Below are 13782 nucleotides of genomic sequence, written 5' to 3'. Positions count from 1 at the left end.
GGTCTCTCGCAGAACTACGGGATGCGATGTCTGTCAGGACAGATGAGGAAATGTCGGGTGGGGTTCCTGCCCGATCACATCGGATGCGCCGCCTTCTGCGCGGTCCGCGGCCCGAGGCCGTACCCGCCCTCGTCGGCAGAGCCTGTGCCCTCGTGGGGCTCCTGGACATCGCCGCGGGCGTCTTCCCGCGCTTCCGGCACAGCCGGATGCACACGCTGGCCGAGGTGCTGCCGGGTGCGTTCGGCCCGTTCGCGGCCGCGCTCTCACTGAGCGCGGGCGTCCTGCTGCTCCTGCTCGCGCACGGGCTCAAGCGCCGCAAGCGCCGGGCCTGGCGGGCGGCCGTGGCCCTGCTCCCGGTCGGCATCGTGGCGCAGTTCACCTACCGGCACTCCCCGGTGGGCATGCTCATCTCACTCGTCCTGCTCGCGCTCCTGCTGATCCACCGCGACGAGTTCTCGGCCCTGCCCGACCCGCGCAGCCGGTGGCGCGCGCTGGCCAACTTCGTCCTCATGAGCGCCGGTTCCCTCGCCCTCGGCCTGGTCATCGTCAGCGCCCACCCCAAGACCCTGGTCGGCAACCCGAGCATGGCCGACCGCATCACCCACGTCCTGTACGGCCTGTTCGGCTTCGAGGGCCCCGTGGACTACCAGGGCAACACCTCCTGGACGGTGGCCTTCTCCCTGGGCGCCCTCGGCCTCCTCACCGCCATCACCACCATCTACCTGGCCTTCCGGCCCGAGCACCCGGCCGCGCGCCTGACCGAGGAGGACGAGTCCCGGCTGCGCGCCCTGCTGGAGAAGCACGGCGCCCGCGACTCCCTCGGCCACTTCGCGCTCCGCCGCGACAAGGCCGTCGTCTTCTCGCCCAGCGGCAAGGCCGCCGTCACCTACCGGGTCGTGTCCGGCGTAATGCTCGCCAGCGGCGACCCGATCGGCGACGTCGAGGCCTGGCCCGGCGCCATCGAACGCTTCATGGACGAGGCCAAGGCCCACTCCTGGACCCCCGCCGTCATGGGCTGCTCCGAGACGGGAGGCGAGGTGTGGACCCGCGAGACCGGACTCGACGCCCTCGAACTGGGCGACGAGGCGGTGGTGGACGTAGCGGATTTCTCCCTGGCCGGCCGCGCGATGCGCAATGTGCGCCAGATGGTCAAGCGCATCGAGCGGGCCGGTTACGAGACCCGGGTCCGGCGCGTCCGTGACCTCGGGGAGCTGGAGCTGGAGCGGATCCGGCAGGCCGCCGAGGACTGGCGCGGCACCGACACCGAACGCGGTTTCTCCATGGCGCTCGGCCGCATCGGCGACCCCGCCGACGGCGACTGCCTCATCGCCACCGCCCACAAGGCGGACGACCACCCCGGTCCCTACGGCGATCTGAAGGCGATCCTGCACTTCGTGCCGTGGGGCACCGACGGCGCCTCCCTGGACCTGATGCGCCGCGACCGCTCCGCGGACCCCGGCATGAACGAACTGCTGATCGTGGCCGCCCTCCAGGCCGCCCCGAAGCTCGGCATCACGCGCGTCTCGCTCAACTTCGCGATGTTCCGCTCGGCCCTCGCCCGCGGCGAGAAGATCGGCGCCGGTCCGGTGCTGCGCGCCTGGCGCGGGCTGCTGGTCTTCCTCTCGCGCTGGTTCCAGATCGAGTCCCTGTACAAGTTCAACGCCAAGTTCCAGCCGCGCTGGGAGCCCCGCTTCGTCGTCTACCGCGCCTCCGGCGACCTGCCCCGCATCGGCTTCGCCGCCATGCAGGCCGAGGGCTTCGTCAACCTCGCCCTGCCCCTCCCCCGCTTCCTGCGCCGCCGCACACACACCGCACGCGCGTGTGCCCACGCCGTCACGGAACGGGAGGCCCGCGCGGCCTGAGCGCCGAGGCGGCATCGGACAGGCCCGAGCGGACGCCCCATCCCCCCGGGGCTTCCGCTCGGGCCGCAGCTCTCGCGGCCCCACGCTGGGCCTAGGCTGAACGTATGAGCAAGCAGAACGGACGCGGGCGCGTCGCGGGCCTTCCGGAATGGGACCGCTGCGCGGTCATGGGAGTCGTGAACGTCACCCCCGACTCCTTCTCCGACGGCGGCCGCTTCTTCGACACCACCGCCGCCGTCAAGCACGGCCTCCACCTCGTCACCGAGGGCGCCGACCTGGTCGACGTCGGCGGCGAGTCCACCCGCCCCGGCGCCACCCGGGTCGACGAGGCCGAGGAGCTCAAGCGCGTCGTCCCGGTCGTCCGCGGCCTCGCCTCCGAGGGAGTCACCGTCTCCGTCGACACCATGCGCGCCTCCGTCGCCGCCCAGGCCCTCGCCGCCGGCGCCGCCCTCGTCAACGACGTCAGCGGGGGCCTCGCCGACCCCGCGATGATCCCGGTCGTCGCGGAGTCCGGCGCCCCCTTCGTCGTCATGCACTGGCGCGGCTTCCTGGAGGGCGGCAACGTCAAGGGCGTCTACGACGACGTCGTCACCGAGGTCGCCGACGAACTGCACGCGCGCGTGGAGGCCGTCCTGGCCGGCGGCATCTCCCCCGACCGCGTCGTCGTCGACCCCGGCCTCGGCTTCTCCAAGGACGCCGAGCACGACCTCGTCCTCCTCGCCCACCTCGACCGCCTGCTCGGCCTCGGCCACCCCCTCCTCGTCGCCGCCTCCCGCAAGCGGTTCCTCGGCCGCGTCCTGGCCGGCCCGGGCAGCGCCCCGCCGCCCGCCCGCGAGCGCGACGCGGCCACCGCCGCCGTCTCCGCCCTCGCCGCCCACGCCGGCGCCTGGGCGGTACGCGTCCACGAGGTGCGCGCGACGGCGGACGCGGTACGGGTCGCACGCGCCGTGGAACAGGCGCGCACCGAGGGGAACGCGCCGGGACCGGATGCCCCCGAAGGAGCCCGGTGAGCGCCCCCCACACCGACGTCGAACAGGTGGAAGCCGCCAACACCGCCTTCTACGAGGCCCTGGAGCGCGGTGACTTCGAGGAGGTGTCCTCCCTCTGGCTCACCCCCGCCGACCTGGGCGTCGACGAGCAGTTCCACGACCCGGCCGACGTCGGCGTGATCTCCTGCGTGCACCCCGGCTGGCCGGTGCTCACCGGCCGCGGCGAGGTCCTCAGGTCGTACGCCCTCATCATGGCGAACACGGACTACATCCAGTTCTTCCTCACCGACGTGCATGTGTCCGTCACCGGCGACACCGCCCTGGTCACCTGCACCGAGAACATCCTCAGCGGCGGTCCGGCCCCCGAGGGCGGCGAGGAGCTCGGTCCGCTCGTCGGGCAGCTGGTGGTCGCCACGAACGTGTTCCGCCGCACCCCCGACGGCTGGAAACTCTGGTCCCACCACGCCTCCCCCGTTCTGGCCGAAACCGACGAGGACGACGGCGACGACTCCCCCGCCTGAGTGGGTAGGCGGTCCACAGCGAGCAGGTGGGCCGCCCGTGGGGACGCAGAAGTGGTTGGAATCACGAACCCCTGGGTATGGGCGGCTACCAGCCCGTGAGCCGCCGGGTTCCCCAGGGGAAACGCAAGGTGAAACCTCCTGGCCCCGGCCCGGGCCCCGCTGTCGCGGCAGGGCCCTGTCAGTGCCCGCAGGTAGATTCGTGTGAGGCCGGTGTGCCGCCCGCACACGGTACGGACCGGCCGTGACCGACGATTGCAGGAGTGATTCGCGTGGATCGTGTCGCGCTGCGCGGCCTGAAGGCCCGCGGGCACCACGGTGTGTTCCCCAAGGAACGCGAAGAGGGCCAGACCTTCCTCGTGGACCTGGTCCTGGGCCTGGACACCCGGCCGGCCGCCGCCGACGACGACCTGACGAAGACCGTGCACTACGGCATCGTGGCGGAGGAGGTCGTGGCCGTCGTCGAGGGCGAGCCCGTCAACCTCATCGAGACCCTCGCCGAGCGCATCGCCCAGGCCTGTCTGAAGCACGAAGGGGTCCGGGAGGTCGAGGTCTGTGTCCACAAACCGGACGCGCCGATCACCGTCCCCTTCGACGACGTGACCGTCACCATCACCCGGAGCCGAGTATGACTGCCTTTGCCAAGGGTCCCACCGACCCGACCGTACAGCCGGTACCCGCCTCCGTCGTCGAGAAGGTCGACGCCGCCGACACCACCCTGCACAACCCGAAACGGGCCGTGATCTCCCTCGGCGCCAACCTCGGCAACCGCCTGGAGACCCTGCAGGGCGCCATCGACGCCCTGGAGGACACCCCGGGCGTCCGCATCAAGGCGGTCTCCCCCGTGTACGAGACGGAGCCGTGGGGCGTCGAGCCCGGCAGCCAGCCCTCGTACTTCAACGCGGTCGTGGTCCTGAAGACCACCCTGCCCCCCTCCTCCCTGCTGGAGCGGGCGCACGCCGTCGAGGAGGCCTTCCACCGCGTCCGCGACGAGCGCTGGGGCGCCCGCACACTCGACGTCGACATCGTCGCGTACGCCGATGTCGTCGCCGACGACCCGCACCTCACCCTCCCCCACCCGCGGGCCCACGAACGCGCCTTCGTGCTCGTCCCCTGGCACGACGTGGAGCCGGCCGCGCAGCTGCCCGGACGGGGCGCGGTCGCCGACCTCCTGGACACCGTCGCCCGGGACGGCGTGGAACCGCGCAAGGACCTGGAACTCCGGCTGCCCGAATAGTCGTTAAGGTCAAGACGACAGGGTCGTCACGACCACAGCCCGGCCCAGAGCGGGGACCCGGGGGAGCTGAAGGGACACCGTGAGAGAGCTGCGCATCAGGGTGCTGGCCGGCGTCTTCGCCGTCGCCGGCATCCTGTCCTGGGCGGGAGCCCGCCTGTGGAACTCGGTCGGGACCCTGCCGAGCGTCCCCCTGGCCGCCCCCATCGTCCTCGCCCTGATCGCCGCGGTGCTGCTGTCCACGGCCCTGTCGATCCGCACCCGCCTCAAGGCCCAGCGCGACCGCGTCCCCGGGGCCAAGGGCGTCGACCCTCTGATGGCGGCCCGCGCCGTCGTCTTCGGCCAGGCCAGCGCCCTGGTCGCCGCCCTGGTCTCCGGCATGTACGGCGGCACCGGGGTCTTCCTCCTGGAGTCCCTGGACATCCCCGCCCGACGGGACCAGGCCATCTACGCCGGCTTCTCCGTCCTGGCGGGCGCCGCCGTCATAGCGGCGGCCATCTTCCTGGAGCGCGTGTGCAGACTCCCGGAGGACGACGACCGCAACACGGGAGCCACGTCCACGGCGTGACGCGCCGACCGGCCGGCGGGGCGCCCAGCGGGATGTTCGGCAGGGCGTTCAGCGGGCCATGATGAGGCTCATCGCCTCGTTGCGCGTCGCCGCGTCCCGCAGCTGCCCGCGCACGGCCGAGGTGAGTGTCTTGGCTCCGGGCTTGCGGATGCCCCGCATCGACATGCACATGTGCTCGCACTCCACGACGACGATCACGCCGCGCGGCTCCAGGATCTCCATCAGGGAGTCCGCTATCTGCGTGGTGAGTCGTTCCTGCACCTGCGGGCGCCGCGCGAAGACGTCCACGAGACGGGCCAGCTTGGACAGCCCCGTGATCTTGCCACTGGTGGCCGGAATGTAACCCACATGGGCCACGCCCCTGAACGGCACCAGATGGTGCTCACAGGTGCTGTAGACCTCGATGTCCTTCACGAGCACCATCTCGTCGTGCCCCAGGTCGAACGTCGTGGTCAGCACGTCCTCGGGCTGCTGCCACAGGCCCGCGAAGATCTCCCGGTACGCCCGCGCCACCCGTGCCGGCGTCTCCCTCAAGCCCTCCCGGTCGGGGTCCTCTCCGACCGCGATCAGCAGTTCGCGTACGGCGTTCTCGGCTCGCTTCTCGTCGAATTCGCCTATGGAGCCCTCGCCGTCCAGCGTCACGGGGTCGGTCATCTGGTGCCTCGTTCCTCGATGTCCTGCATGCGCGGCTGAAAAACGCCGCGCCCCCCAGGCTAGATCCTGGGGGGCACGGCATCCATTCCGGGCCTGATGGGGTCACCGGGGTCCGAGAGTCAGCTCTCGGGGCGATCCTCGGGGGCCGGTTCGGCCACCGGGGCGGGCTCCGCCGCGGTGGACTTCGCGGTGGTGATCGCCGGCGTCGCGCCGTTGGCGCCGTTCGTCAGTGCGAGCTCCTTGGGGGAGAGCACCGGCGGACGGGTGGACGGCGTACGACGGGACGAACCGGTCCAGGCCGGCCGCGGGGGACGCTTGACGATGGGGGCGAAGATCTCGGCGATCTCCTCCTTGCCCAGCGTCTCCTTCTCCAGCAGCTGAAGCACCAGGTTGTCGAGGACGTCGCGGTTCTCGACCAGGATCTCCCAGGCCTCGTTGTGCGCCGTCTCGATGAGCTTCTTGACCTCTTCGTCGACCAGCGCGGCGACCTCTTCCGAGTAGTCGCGCTGGTGAGCCATCTCACGTCCGAGGAACGGCTCGGTGTTGTCGCCACCGAACTTGATGGCACCCAGGCGCTCGGTCATGCCGTACTGCGTGACCATCGCGCGGGCCGTCGCCGTGGCCTTCTCGATGTCGTTCGCGGCACCCGTGGTCGGGTCGTGGAAGACCAGTTCCTCGGCCGCGCGACCGCCCAGCATGTAGGCGAGCTGGTCCAGCATCTCGTTGCGCGTGGTCGAGTACTTGTCCTCGTCCGGCAGGACCATCGTGTAGCCCAGAGCACGGCCCCTCGACAGGATCGTGATCTTGTGGACCGGGTCGGAGTTCGGGGAGGCCGCCGCGACCAGGGCGTGTCCGCCCTCGTGGTACGCGGTGATCTTCTTTTCCTTGTCCGACATGATCCGGGTCCGCTTCTGCGGGCCCGCCACGACGCGGTCGATCGCCTCGTCCAGCATGTGGTTGTCGATCAGCTTCTGGTTGCTGCGCGCCGTGAGGAGCGCCGCTTCGTTCAGCACGTTCGACAGGTCCGCGCCGGTGAAGCCCGGGGTGCGGCGGGCGACGGCCGAAAGGTCGACGTCCGGTGCGACCGGCTTGCCCTTCTGGTGGACCTTGAGGATCTCCAGACGGCCCTGCATGTCCGGACGGTCGACCGCGATCTGGCGGTCGAAGCGGCCGGGACGCAGCAGCGCCGGGTCGAGGATGTCCGGACGGTTCGTGGCGGCGATGAGGATCACACCGCCCTTGACGTCGAAGCCGTCCATCTCGACGAGCAGCTGGTTCAGGGTCTGCTCGCGCTCGTCGTGACCACCGCCGAGGCCGGCGCCGCGGTGGCGGCCGACCGCGTCGATCTCGTCGACGAAGACGATCGCCGGGGCGTTCGCCTTGGCCTGCTCGAACAGGTCACGGACTCGGGAGGCACCGACACCGACGAACATCTCGACGAAGTCGGAACCGGAGATCGAGTAGAACGGCACGCCGGCCTCGCCCGCGACAGCTCGCGCGAGCAGCGTCTTGCCGGTGCCGGGAGGGCCGTACAGCAGTACGCCCTTGGGGATCTTCGCCCCGACGGCCTGGAACTTCGCAGGTTCCTGGAGGAACTCCTTGATCTCGTGCAGTTCCTCGACGGCCTCGTCCGAGCCCGCGACGTCCGAGAACGTCGTCTTCGGGGTGTCCTTGGTGATGAGCTTCGCCTTGGACTTCCCGAAGTTCATGACCCGGGAGCCGCCGCCCTGCATCTGATTCATCAGGAACAGGAAGACGACGACGATGAGGACGAAGGGGAGAAGGGACAGCAGGATCCCGACGAAGGCGTTCTGCTTCGTCGGCGAGACGGTGTACCCGTCCGGGATCTGCTTGTCCTGGTACTTGTTCTGCAAGGTGCCGGCGAGGGTCGCGCCCTGGTCGCCGATGTAGCTCGCCTGGATCTTCGAGCTGCCCTCGACCTTTTCGCCGTCCTTGAGCTGAACCTTGATGGTCTGCTCGTCGCCGGTGGTCAGCTTGGCCGAATCGACCTTGTTGTCATTGATCGCCTGGATCACCTGGCCGGTGTCCACCGTCTTGTAGCCACCGGACGAGCCGACGACCTGCATCAACACGACCACGGCAAGGACGGCCAGCACGATCCACATGACCGGCCCACGGAAGTATCGCTTCACGTCCATCCATACGGAGCGGTGCCGCCCCGTCCCTCCTGCCATAGTGAGTTTGATAAGACAGTTCTTCTGACGGTACCCCAGCATTGTGGCCCGAAGCCGCACGGAGCCGCTCGGGACGGCTGGCAAATCCCGTCTCTTCATGCTCCAACGCCGCGGAGCCCGCTGGGGTTCCCGATCGTCCTACAGGGCTTGGGCCGTCAGGCTCAGCCCGGTTCAGCCACCGTAGACGTGGGGCGCGAGCGTACCGACGAACGGGAGGTTGCGGTACTTCTCGGCGTAGTCGAGGCCGTAGCCGACGACGAACTCGTTGGGAATGTCGAAGCCGACCCACTCCACGTCGATGGCCACCTTCGCGGCGTCCGGCTTGCGCAGCAGGGTGCACACCTTCAGCGACTCCGGCTCGCGCGAACCGAGGTTCGACAGCAGCCAGGACAGCGTCAGACCGGAGTCGATGATGTCCTCGACGATCAGGACGTGCTTGCCCTTGATGTCGGTGTCGAGGTCCTTCAGGATCCGCACCACACCGGAGGACTGGGTGCCCGCGCCGTAGGAGGACACGGCCATCCAGTCCATGGTCACGGGGGTGGACAGCGCCCGGGCGAGGTCGGCCATGACCATGACCGCGCCCTTGAGGACACCGACGATCAGCAGATCCTTGCCCGCGTACTCCGCGTCGATCTTCGCGGCCAGCTCGACCAGCTTCGCGTCGATCTCTTCCTTGGTGATGAGCACCTCTTTGAGGTCGGTGCCCATGTCTTTCGCGTCCACCCGCATCACTTTCGGTCGTCCAACCGGCTGCCCCCGGCCTCCGAAGGAGTCCGGATCCCTCACCCGAGGGGAGGAGATTCAGCCTTGCCGAATCACCAGTCTGCCACCCTGCCGCTGGGCGACGACTTTGCCGGGGAGATTGATGGCCCCCTGGCCGCGCCAGCCGGTGATCAGCCGGTCGACTTCCTCGATGTGACGGGCGAACAACGAGCCGGCGGGGGCGCCCGCCTCGATGGCGGCCTGGCGCAGGACACGGCGGCGCACGGCGGGCGGCAGGGCGTACAGCTTGGCGCACTCCAGCAGGCCCGCGGCGTCGCGCACCGAGGCCTCGGCCTGGCGGGCCCAGGTGTCGAGGGCGTCGGCGTCGTCCCGGGAGAGCTGGGCCGTACGGGCGAGCGCCTCCACGACGCCCTTGCCGAGCGCCTTCTCCAGGGCGGGCAGGCCTTCGTGGCGCAGCCGGGAACGGGTGTAGGCCGGGTCGGCGTTGTGCGGATCGTCCCAGACGGGCAGAGACTGGACCATGCAGGCCTTGCGGGCGGTCTGCCGGTCGATGAGGAGGAAGGGGCGGCGGTAGCGGCGGGCGGCCCCCGGTCCTCCGGAAACGGCCGCCATTCCGGACAGGGAGCGGATGCCGGAGCCGCGGGCGAGGCCGAGCAGGACCGTCTCGGCCTGGTCGTCGCGGGTGTGGCCGAGCAGGACGGCGGCGGCGCCGTGTCGTTCGGCGGCGGCGTCGAGGGCGGCGTAGCGGGCGTCGCGGGCGGCCGCTTCGGGACCGCCTTCGCGGCCGACGGTCACGGCGGTGGACTCGACCGGGTCGAGGCCGAGTTCACGCAGGCGCAGGACGACCTCGTCGGCGCGCAGGCCGGAGCCGGGCTGGAGGCCGTGGTCGACGGTGATGCCGCCGGCCCGGATGCCGAGTTTGGGCGCTTCGAACGCGAGCGCGGAGGCGAGCGCCATGGAGTCGGCGCCGCCGGAGCACGCCACGAGCACGAGCGGCGACGGCGGGCGCTCGTGCGGGGTGTCGACGGAGGCGGGGAGCTCTCCGGTCGCTCCGGTCGTACGGCTGTACGCCACCGTACGACTGGCTTCGTTGAGGATGTCGTGGAGGACGCGGCGGACCGCCAGGCGTATCGCCGCGACCGCAGGATGGGGACCCATGTCCGGTTCCCTTCATGAAGTTGTCGGGGGGTGAGCCCGAGTTTCGGTCACTCAGAGTGTGTAGATGGTGACAGAAACGGGCCGTTCCCCGAGCATTGCACGCCTACCGATCGCTCACGCTCCCTCGGACGGGTGATTGCAGGGGCGTTCGCCTGCCGTCGGCCGGATTCGTTTCACGACGTACGCGCCGCGTTCGCGACGCGTCCCGCCGGTTTCACGACTCCGCCTTGCGGTGCACCCGCGCGATCCAGTCCGCCGGTTTGGCGATCTCCGTCTTGGTGGGGAGGGTGTTCGGGGACGTCCACACGCGGTTGAAGCCGTCCATGCCGACCTGGTCGACGACGGCCCGCACGAACCGTTCGCCGTCCCGGTACTGCCTGAGCTTGGCGTCCAGGCCCAGCAGCTTGCGCAGGGCGAGGTCCAGACGCGAGGCGCCCTTGGCGCGGCGCTGCTGGAACTTCTCGCGGATCTCCCCGACGGTCGGGACGACCGAGGGACCCACGCCGTCCATCACGAAGTCGGCGTGGCCCTCCAGGAGGGACATCACGGCGGTGAGTCGGCCGAGGATCTCCCGCTGGGCGGGCGTCTGCACGATCTCCACGAGGGAGCGGCCGCCGTCGTCCTCCTCGCCCTCGGGGCGTCCGCCGGCCAGCGACTGGGCGGCCTCGCGAATGCGTTCGAGGACGGTCATGGGGTCGACCTCGGTCTCCCCCAGGAACGACTGGATTTCGCCCTCCAGGTGGTCCCGCAGCCAGGGCACGGCCGTGAACTGGGTGCGGTGGGTCTCCTCGTGCAGGCACACCCACAGGCGGAAGTCGTGGGGCTGTACGTCGAGTTCGCGCTCCACGTGCACGATGTTCGGGGCGACCAGGAGCAGGCGGCCGCCGCCGTTCTCCCCGGCGGGGAGTTCGCGGGTGGACGGGGCGAAGGTCTCGTACTGCCCGAGGACCCGGGAGGCGAGGAAGGACAGCAGCATCCCCAGCTCCACGCCGGTGACCTTGCCGCCGACGGCGCTCATGACCGCGCCGCCGGGAGTGTTGCCGCGACGTTCCTGCATCTTGTCCAGCAGCGGCTTGAGGATCTCCCGGAAGCCGGCGACGTTCGCCCGGACCCAGCCGGGGCGGTCGACGACCAGGATCGGGGTGTCGTGGATACCCTCCGTACCCATACGGGTGAAACCGCGGACGTGTTCCTCCGAGGCCTTGGCGTGCCGACGCAGTTCCGCGACGACGGCCCTGGCCTCGTCTCGGCTCACGTCGGGGCCCGGCCGTACGAGCCGGGTCGCGGTCGCCACCGCGAGATTCCAGTCGACCATCTCGGCACCACCGATGCTCGTCATGCGTCAACCGTACGTGGTCGCTCCCGCTTGGGGCAGGCCGTGGAGCTGTGCGGTGCTGAAGCTTGGTGTTCACGGCACCCGGTGGTGCAGGCCGTGCCCACCCGTTCCGCCCTGCGGAACGACTGCCCACGGTGGCAGGAGCGGCAGCCCTCGGCGGTGGGAGGGGCAGCTCTCGGCGGTGGGAGCGGCACTCGGTGGCAGGCCGGCCGGCCTCGGTCGTCGTGTGGTCGGCTCCGTGATTAGCGGCAGCCGCAGGCCGCCAGGGCCGTTGCCGTTCTGTCCAGGGCCGACTGGGCCGCGTCCTTGTTCGTCGTGCCGGAGGCGAGGAAGGCGAAGGCGAGGAGGCGGCCGTTCTGGTCGACGACCGTGCCGGCGAGGGTGTTCACGTTGCTCAGCGTGCCGGTCTTGGCCCGGACGATGCCGGCCGCGCCGTCGGCGTAGCGGGTGGTGAGGGTGCCGGTGAAGCCGGCGACGGGCAGGCCGGTGAGGGCGGGGCGCAGGTCGGGGCGGGCGGGGTCGCCGGCCTTGGCGAGCAGGGCGGTGAGGAGGTCGGCGGTGAGGCGGTCGGTGCGGTCGAGGCCGCTGCCGTCGTGGAAGGCGACGCCCCTGACGGGCAGTCCGAGTTTCTTCAGCTGGGCGGCGATCGCCCGGCCGGCGCCGTCGAAGTCGGCGCGTTCGCCGGTGGCGACGGCGGTCTGGCGGGCGAGGGCCTCGGCGATGTCGTTGTCGCTGTTGGTCAGCATGCGCTCGACGACGGCGGAGAGCGGCGGCGAGGAGACCGCGGCGAGGTTCTCGGCGCGTCCGGTCGCCTTGGAGGGGCCGGGGGCGGTGGTCCCGATGCCGCGGGCCGCGAGGAGGCCGGCGAACTGCCGGGCGGCCTGCGCCGCCGGGTCCTCGAAGCGGTCGGCGGTACCGCTCGTGGAGTCGTCCGTGCGGCCCTCGTCCACCATGAGGGCGGTGACGGGGGCGAGGTTCTCGTTCTCCCCGATGGGGTGAAGTTCGTCACCGGCGTAGAACGTGGTGTCGTAGGACAGCGTCACCTGGCGGATGTCGCGCTTCTTCAGGGCGGCGGCCGTCCGGTCGGCGAGGGTGCGCAGGCTCGCCCAGCCCTCGGAGTCCCGGTGGGCGGTGAGCGTGGGGTCGCCGCCGCCGACGAGGACGAGCTCCTTGGTGTCGGCCTCGAAGGCGGCCCGGGTGGTGAGCCGGTGGTCGGCGCCCAGGGCGCCGAGCGCGGCGACGGCGGTGGCGATCTTCGTGGTGGACGCGGGGGTCAGGGGCCGGTCGGCGCCCTCGCCGTAGAGGCGCTTTCCGGTGGCGACGTCCACGACGACGGCCGAGCGGCTGGTGCCGAGGGCAGGGTCCTTCAGGAGCGGGCCCAGGACCGCGGCGAGGGCGGGGCCGGTCGGGGCAGACCGAACGGTGTTCGACGCGCCGCCCAGTCCGACCAGCACGGACGCGGCGCTGGGGGCGGGCTCGGGCGCCCCGTCCGCCGTGTCGGACGAACCGTCGTGATCTGCGCCACCCGTGTGGTCCAGGGCAACCGCCCGGTCCCGCTCGGCCGTACGCTGACCGGTGGAGTCCCAGGGGCCGGCCACGGTCACCACGGAGGCGGCCAGTGCCAGTCCGGCGGTGGCGGCGCCCGCGGTGTAGTGCCAGGTCTTGGCGGTCTTCGGCCTCGGAATCCGACCGAGCTGCGGCTTCACAGCCTGCGCAAGCCGTGTGACCTGCGGTTTCGCGGCCGTCGTGGCACGGACGAGACGAGGCCGTACGACGTCCGCGGCTCGCGTGATCCGAGGCCGTACGGCGTCGGTGGCGCGCGTCAGACGCGGTCGTACGGCGTTCGCGATCCGCGTCATACGCGGTCCCGCGGCTCGCCAAGGCCTCAGCTCCGGCACGACCACCAGCCCCTTTCGCGATCACACACCGGCGTGAGGGACACTTAACCACCAGAACTATGTGTTGATCATGGAGGAGCCACCGGTGGAGTTCGACGTCACGATCGAGATCCCGAAGGGTTCGCGGAACAAGTACGAGGTGGACCACGAGACCGGTCGGATCCGCCTGGACCGTCGACTCTTCACCTCGACCGCCTACCCGACCGACTACGGCTTCGTCGAGAACACTCTCGGCGAGGACGGTGACCCGCTGGACGCGCTCGTCATCCTGGACGAGCCCACGTTCCCGGGCTGCCTCATCAAGTGCCGTGCGATCGGCATGTTCCGGATGACGGACGAGGCCGGCGGCGACGACAAGCTGCTGTGCGTCCCGGCGACGGACCCCCGGGTGGAGCACCTGCGGGACATCCACCACGTGTCGGAGTTCGACCGCCTGGAGATCCAGCACTTCTTCGAGGTCTACAAGGACCTGGAGCCGGGCAAGTCCGTCGAGGGTGCCGACTGGGTGGGCCGTACGGAGGCCGAGGCCGAGATCGAGCGCTCCTACAAGCGGTTCAAGGACCAGGGCGGCCACTGATCACCGTTGTGCCCCGCGGGCCGCGTGACCTCGTGCGAGGTGGCGCGGCCCGTTCGCGTATCTGTGC

General features: G+C 70.8%; 13 protein-coding genes. 7 read left to right on the top strand and 6 right to left on the bottom strand.

The genetic code is table 11. The features are described 5' to 3' along the window. The first annotated feature begins 50 nt into the window (after positions 1-50). The 6 genes from K4B79_RS36585 to K4B79_RS36560 all read left to right on the top strand — a co-directional run bounded on the left by K4B79_RS36585 (position 51) and on the right by K4B79_RS36560 (position 5171). The gene (locus tag K4B79_RS36585; RefSeq protein WP_232031730.1) at positions 51-1862 is read left to right on the top strand and encodes a phosphatidylglycerol lysyltransferase domain-containing protein; all 1812 of its coding nucleotides are present in this window, start codon (positions 51-53) and stop codon (positions 1860-1862) included. Between the two features lie 104 nt (positions 1863-1966). Beyond that, the gene (gene folP / locus K4B79_RS36580; RefSeq protein WP_232031729.1) at positions 1967-2872 is read left to right on the top strand and encodes a dihydropteroate synthase; all 906 of its coding nucleotides are present in this window, start codon (positions 1967-1969) and stop codon (positions 2870-2872) included. Continuing rightward, positions 2869-3372 (top strand): nuclear transport factor 2 family protein, encoded by a 504-nt coding sequence (locus K4B79_RS36575; RefSeq protein WP_232031728.1) that lies wholly within the window; start codon positions 2869-2871, stop codon positions 3370-3372. The genes folP and K4B79_RS36575 overlap by 4 nt, the downstream gene beginning before the upstream one ends. Before the next feature lie 269 nt (positions 3373-3641). After that, positions 3642-4001 (top strand): dihydroneopterin aldolase, encoded by a 360-nt coding sequence (gene folB, locus K4B79_RS36570; protein ID WP_232031727.1) that lies wholly within the window; start codon positions 3642-3644, stop codon positions 3999-4001. Further along, positions 3998-4606 carry a 2-amino-4-hydroxy-6-hydroxymethyldihydropteridine diphosphokinase gene (gene folK, locus K4B79_RS36565; protein WP_232031726.1) on the top strand — a complete coding sequence of 203 codons (609 nt, stop codon included), beginning with the start codon at positions 3998-4000 and terminating at the stop codon, positions 4604-4606. Before folB ends, folK begins: the two co-directional genes overlap by 4 nt. A 79-nt stretch (positions 4607-4685) precedes the next feature. Further along, positions 4686-5171: a DUF3180 domain-containing protein gene (locus K4B79_RS36560; protein ID WP_232031725.1), complete on the top strand. Its 486-nt coding sequence runs from the start codon at positions 4686-4688 to the stop codon at positions 5169-5171. 48 nt (positions 5172-5219) lie between these two features. Here K4B79_RS36560 and folE read toward each other — a convergent pair whose 3' ends face one another. The 6 genes from folE to dacB form a co-directional block, all read right to left on the bottom strand. Next, positions 5220-5825, bottom strand: a complete 606-nt coding sequence (gene folE / locus K4B79_RS36555) for a GTP cyclohydrolase I FolE (RefSeq protein ID WP_232031724.1) — start codon at positions 5823-5825, stop codon at positions 5220-5222. Positions 5826-5944: 119 nt separating this feature from the next. Beyond that, positions 5945-7984, bottom strand: a complete 2040-nt coding sequence (gene ftsH / locus K4B79_RS36550) for an ATP-dependent zinc metalloprotease FtsH (protein ID WP_232031723.1) — start codon at positions 7982-7984, stop codon at positions 5945-5947. Positions 7985-8191: 207 nt separating this feature from the next. After that, the gene (hpt, locus tag K4B79_RS36545) at positions 8192-8752 is read right to left on the bottom strand and encodes a hypoxanthine phosphoribosyltransferase (protein WP_030043337.1); all 561 of its coding nucleotides are present in this window, start codon (positions 8750-8752) and stop codon (positions 8192-8194) included. A gap of 72 nt (positions 8753-8824) precedes the next feature. Further along, complete coding sequence (gene tilS, locus K4B79_RS36540) at positions 8825-9904, bottom strand: tRNA lysidine(34) synthetase TilS (protein ID WP_232031722.1); 1080 nt, start codon at positions 9902-9904, stop codon at positions 8825-8827. Positions 9905-10118: 214 nt separating this feature from the next. Beyond that, on the bottom strand, positions 10119-11243 hold the full coding sequence (locus tag K4B79_RS36535; protein ID WP_232031721.1) for a zinc-dependent metalloprotease: 1125 nt from the start codon (positions 11241-11243) through the stop codon (positions 10119-10121). A 239-nt stretch (positions 11244-11482) separates the two neighbouring features. Then, a complete protein-coding gene (gene dacB, locus K4B79_RS36530; protein ID WP_232031720.1) occupies positions 11483-13099 on the bottom strand; it encodes a D-alanyl-D-alanine carboxypeptidase/D-alanyl-D-alanine endopeptidase in 1617 nt (538 codons plus the stop codon). 124 nt (positions 13100-13223) lie between these two features. Here dacB and K4B79_RS36525 point away from each other — a divergent pair, with 124 nt between their 5' ends. Further along, complete coding sequence (locus K4B79_RS36525; protein ID WP_031487466.1) at positions 13224-13715, top strand: inorganic diphosphatase; 492 nt, start codon at positions 13224-13226, stop codon at positions 13713-13715. The last annotated feature ends 67 nt before the right edge of the window (positions 13716-13782 follow it).

Origin of the sequence: Streptomyces lincolnensis (assembly GCF_021173675.1) — a bacterium.
In the GTDB taxonomy this organism is placed as follows: domain Bacteria; phylum Actinomycetota; class Actinomycetes; order Streptomycetales; family Streptomycetaceae; genus Streptomyces; species Streptomyces lincolnensis_B.
The sequence above is the reverse complement of the archived record's forward strand: the minus strand, read 5'-3'. Positions and strand labels throughout refer to the sequence as shown.

Coding starts and splice junctions, on each gene's coding strand:
- K4B79_RS36585 (WP_232031730.1), top strand. CDS start 51: ATGTCGGGTGGGGTTCCTGCCCGATCACATCGGATGCGCCGCCTTCTG.
- ftsH (WP_232031723.1), bottom strand. CDS start 7,984: ATGGACGTGAAGCGATACTTCCGTGGGCCGGTCATGTGGATCGTGCTG.
- folE (WP_232031724.1), bottom strand. CDS start 5,825: ATGACCGACCCCGTGACGCTGGACGGCGAGGGCTCCATAGGCGAATTC.
- hpt (WP_030043337.1), bottom strand. CDS start 8,752: ATGCGGGTGGACGCGAAAGACATGGGCACCGACCTCAAAGAGGTGCTC.
- dacB (WP_232031720.1), bottom strand. CDS start 13,099: ATGACGCGGATCGCGAACGCCGTACGACCGCGTCTGACGCGCGCCACC.
- tilS (WP_232031722.1), bottom strand. CDS start 9,904: ATGGGTCCCCATCCTGCGGTCGCGGCGATACGCCTGGCGGTCCGCCGC.
- folK (WP_232031726.1), top strand. CDS start 3,998: ATGACTGCCTTTGCCAAGGGTCCCACCGACCCGACCGTACAGCCGGTA.
- folP (WP_232031729.1), top strand. CDS start 1,967: ATGAGCAAGCAGAACGGACGCGGGCGCGTCGCGGGCCTTCCGGAATGG.
- K4B79_RS36535 (WP_232031721.1), bottom strand. CDS start 11,243: ATGACGAGCATCGGTGGTGCCGAGATGGTCGACTGGAATCTCGCGGTG.